Raw genomic sequence first — 3,905 nt, 5'->3', positions numbered from 1 at the left:
GGCCCACCCGCTGGGCGGGGCGTTCCAACAGCGCGTCGAGGCGTTCCAGGCTGAGCGCGAGGTGCGCGCCGCGTTTGGTGCCGGCCACGGCGTGCACCTCGTCCACGATCACTGTTTCCACCGCGCGCAGCGACTCGCGGGCCTGGCTGGTCAGGATCAGAAACAACGACTCGGGCGTGGTGATGAGCACATCCGGTGGTAGCCGGCCAAGGGCCCGCCGTTCGCCGGCCGGCGTGTCGCCTGACCGGATCCCGACCCGTACGTCGGGCTCGGGTAGGCCCAGGCGTGCCGCGGCCGCCCGGATGCCGGCGAGCGGGGCGCGCAGATTGCGCTCGATGTCCACGGCCAGCGCCTTGAGCGGGCTCACGTACAGCACGCGGCACCGTCGGGACGGTTCGGCGCTCGGACCGGTGCTCGGACCGGTGCTCGGACCGGCGCGGACGAGCCGGTCCAACGACCACAGAAACGCCGCGAGCGTCTTGCCCGACCCGGTCGGCGCGACGACCAGGACGTTGGCTGCGTCACCGATCGCCTGCCAGGCACCCACCTGCGCGGGCGTGGGCGCCGGGAACACGGCGGCGAACCAGGCCCGGGTGGGCTCGCAGAACCGCGCGAGGGGGGATCGGGTGGACATGTTCCGAGTCTGCCTCGCCGGTCCGACACACTGGGGAGCGTGCGACTGACCGAGTTCTGGGCGCGGATGAACAAGCAGTTCGGTTCCGGGTACGCGGAATCGGTCGCCCGTGACCATGTGGTGGCCCGGCTCGGCGGGGTGACGGTGTCCGACGCCCTAGCCCGCGGCGACGATGTCAAGGATGTCTGGCGGGCTGTGTGTGACGACTTCGAGGTACCCGCGCGCGACCGTTGACCGGATTTGCGGCGTGTCGCCCGCGTGGTCGAACGAATGTTCGTCTACTGTGGATGGCGAGCGCCCAGGTCTGCTGCGGTCGCCGGTGACGGGAGGAGGGGCATGATCGTTTCATCCTCGACTGGTCGGTTGTCCACAGGTCCGGCCCGGCGCTCGAAACTGTCGGACCTGCCCCCTACCGTCACCAACGTGGCCAAGACTCGACGACCTCAGCCTGGAGTGATTTCCATGGCAGGACTCGACCGTGAGAAGGCGTTGGAGAACGCCCTCGCACAGATCGACAAGCAGTTCGGCAAGGGCTCGGTTATGCGGCTCGGCGACGAAACCCGCCCACCGGTCCAGGTCATCCCGACCGGTTCCATCGCGTTGGATGTGGCACTCGGCATCGGCGGGCTGCCACGAGGGCGGGTAGTGGAGATCTACGGCCCGGAATCGTCCGGTAAGACGACGGTTGCCCTCCACGCGGTCGCCAACGCCCAGGCGGCCGGCGGGATTGCCGCCTTCATCGACGCCGAGCACGCACTCGACCCTGACTACGCGGGCAAGCTCGGGGTCGACACCGATGCGCTGCTGGTCTCCCAGCCCGACACCGGTGAGCAGGCGCTGGAGATTGCGGACATGCTCATCCGATCCGGGGCGATCGACATCATCGTCATCGACTCGGTGGCCGCTCTCGTGCCCAGGGCCGAGATCGAAGGTGAGATGGGCGACAGTCATGTCGGCCTCCAGGCCAGGCTGATGTCCCAGGCGCTGCGCAAGCTGACCGGTGCTCTTTCGAACACGGGCACCACCGCCGTCTTCATCAACCAGCTCCGCGAGAAGGTCGGCGTCATGTTCGGTTCGCCCGAGACGACCACGGGTGGTAAGGCGCTGAAATTTTATGCCTCAGTACGGCTGGATGTCCGTCGTATCGAGACTCTGAAGGACGGTGCGGATGCCGTGGGTAACCGCACTCGGGTGAAAGTCGTGAAGAACAAGATGGCGCCTCCGTTCCGGACGGCGGAGTTCGACATCGTTTATGGCGCTGGCATAAGCCGTGAGGGTTCCCTGATCGACATGGGGGTCGAGCACGGGATCATCCGCAAGTCCGGAGCCTGGTACACCTACGACGGCGATCAGTTGGGTCAGGGTAAGGAGAACGCTCGATCCTTCATGCGTGACAACCCCGACATCGCCAACGAGATCGAGAAGAGGATCAAGGAAACTCTCGGCCTGGTGCCGTCGATCGACGCCGATCAGCCATCCCCACCAGCGGTTGATCTCTGACTGGCGGAAGGCGTTGATCGGTGATGCCGGTGTCGGATCGTAGCCGAGAAGAGGGCACGGACCCGGTGGAGCGGGCACGGGAGATATGCCTGCGCCAGCTTGAAGCCCGCCCACGAAGCCGCGCGGAACTGGCCGCCACGCTGGATCGCCGCGGAGTTGATCCAGAAACGGCGGAGATTGTGCTGAACCGTCTGGTCGCGGTGGGTCTGGTGGACGACAAGGCGTTCGCCGCCGCGTTGGTGTCCTCCGCCCGCGTGAACCGTGGCCTCGGTCGACGCGGTCTTGCCCACGAACTGCGGCGCCGGGGGGTGGACCCGGAGATCTCCTCGGTGGCTCTGCAGGCCGTGGACGGCCAGGACGAGGAGGCCACCGCACGAACGTTGGTACGACGCAGGCTGGCCACGATGGACGACGTGCCGGCGCAGGTGCGTGCCCGACGTCTGGCCGCGTTGCTCGATCGTCGCGGCTATCCTTCTGATCTTGTGATGCGAGTGGTCACGGAGGAACTGGAGGGTGGTGCGGCGGACTAGCATTTCTTGACCGTTCGACAGGCGCAGACCTACGCTCACCGAAGGTGAGAGGGCTCCCGCGGTGACGCGGTTCCGATAGCGTGAAACACGTTCACATGAGAGTGGTTGACCCGGATCGTGGCGCCTGCGGGCGCTGTCGTGCCCGCTTGGGCTCAACCCGCCTGTCAGTAGCGACACGGGTTGACGTTCCGGAACGGCCCGTTTCGTGGGTCCTTCGCCGCTCCGGCCCGCTACTTGCGGGCCAAGGCCGGTAGCGGGAGGAGGACCGATGGGTGTTCTCCTTGCTGTGCTTGGGGCCTGTCTGTTCATGGGTTTGGTGGTCATAGCCGTGCTGCTCCTGCGTGTACTGGGCGCGGGTGCGTTGGCGGCGCCCCGGCCTGGCACGGATGACGAGCAGCCGACCGAGCCTGTCGACACCCAACAGGCCGCTGAACGTCGCGAGCAGGCGGAACTGGAGGCCGCCGAACTTATCCGCCGAGCCGAGGAAACCGCCCGGGCGGTGCAGGAAAGGGCAGAGTCCGAATCCGCGCTGCGAGCGTCCCTTGCGGAGGCACAGGCGCATGAACTGGGTCGTAAGTCGGCCGAGACATTCCGGGTGCAGGCCGAGGCGGAGGTGCGGCAACTGCGATCTGAGCTCCACGCACAGGACGCCCGGCTCGTCCAGCGTGAACAGCGCTTGGAGGTTCGCACGGCCGCGATTGACGAACAGGCACGCCAGCTTGAGACCCGAGACCATGATCTCGCGGCTCGGGAGGCCGAGGTTGCCAGGCGTCGGGCCGAACTTGTCGACTTGGAGGAGGAACGGCGCCAGACGCTGGAGACCGTCGCCCGGCTCACCGCTGCCCAGGCGCGTGCCGAGCTTGTCAAGGTGGTCGAGGCCGATGCCCGCCGAGATGCCGCCGTGCTTATCCGTGACATCGAGGCACAAGCACGGGAGCAGGGCGAGGACAGGGCTCGGAAGATCGTGACGTTGGCTATTCAGCGCGTCGCATCGGAGGCGACCACCGAGTCGGTTGTTTCCGTGCTGCACCTGCCCAACGACGAGATGAAGGGCCGCATCATCGGCCGCGAGGGGCGCAACATCCGCTCGTTCGAGGCGGTCACCGGGGTGAATGTCATCATCGACGACACGCCGGAGGCGGTCCTGCTCAGCTGCTTCGACCCGGTGCGCCGCGAGGTTGGAAAGATCACCTTGGAGGCGCTGGTCTCAGACGGGCGCATCCACCCACACCGGATCGAGG

The 3,905-nt window shown here is 67.0% G+C and carries 5 protein-coding genes; 4 read left to right on the top strand and 1 reads right to left on the bottom strand.

Annotated elements, in window-relative coordinates; all coding sequences use genetic code 11:
* Nucleotides 1-634: DEAD/DEAH box helicase (locus U9979_RS19870; protein ID WP_322780576.1), on the bottom strand; the 634-nt coding region annotated here is incomplete at its 3' end.
* A 39-nt stretch (nucleotides 635-673) separates the two neighbouring features.
* On the opposite strand from U9979_RS19870, the gene U9979_RS19865 reads away from it, so the two are divergent.
* The 4 genes from U9979_RS19865 to U9979_RS19850 all read left to right on the top strand — a co-directional run.
* Nucleotides 674-868, top strand: a complete 195-nt coding sequence (locus U9979_RS19865; RefSeq protein WP_322747865.1) for a DUF3046 domain-containing protein — start codon at nucleotides 674-676, stop codon at nucleotides 866-868.
* A gap of 228 nt (nucleotides 869-1,096) precedes the next feature.
* Complete coding sequence (recA, locus tag U9979_RS19860) at nucleotides 1,097-2,134, top strand: recombinase RecA (RefSeq protein ID WP_322752073.1); 1,038 nt, start codon at nucleotides 1,097-1,099, stop codon at nucleotides 2,132-2,134.
* 23 nt (nucleotides 2,135-2,157) lie between these two features.
* Nucleotides 2,158-2,664, top strand: coding sequence for a regulatory protein RecX (locus U9979_RS19855; protein WP_322747867.1), 507 nt, complete (start codon nucleotides 2,158-2,160; stop codon nucleotides 2,662-2,664).
* Nucleotides 2,665-2,932: 268 nt separating this feature from the next.
* A partial coding sequence (locus tag U9979_RS19850; protein ID WP_322780575.1) for an Rnase Y domain-containing protein occupies nucleotides 2,933-3,905 on the top strand: 973 nt, incomplete at its 3' end.

Source organism: Protofrankia sp. Cas4, assembly GCF_963555915.1.
Lineage (GTDB): Bacteria > Actinomycetota > Actinomycetes > Frankiales > Frankiaceae > Protofrankia.
This window is presented reverse-complemented; position numbering and strand designations above follow the sequence as displayed.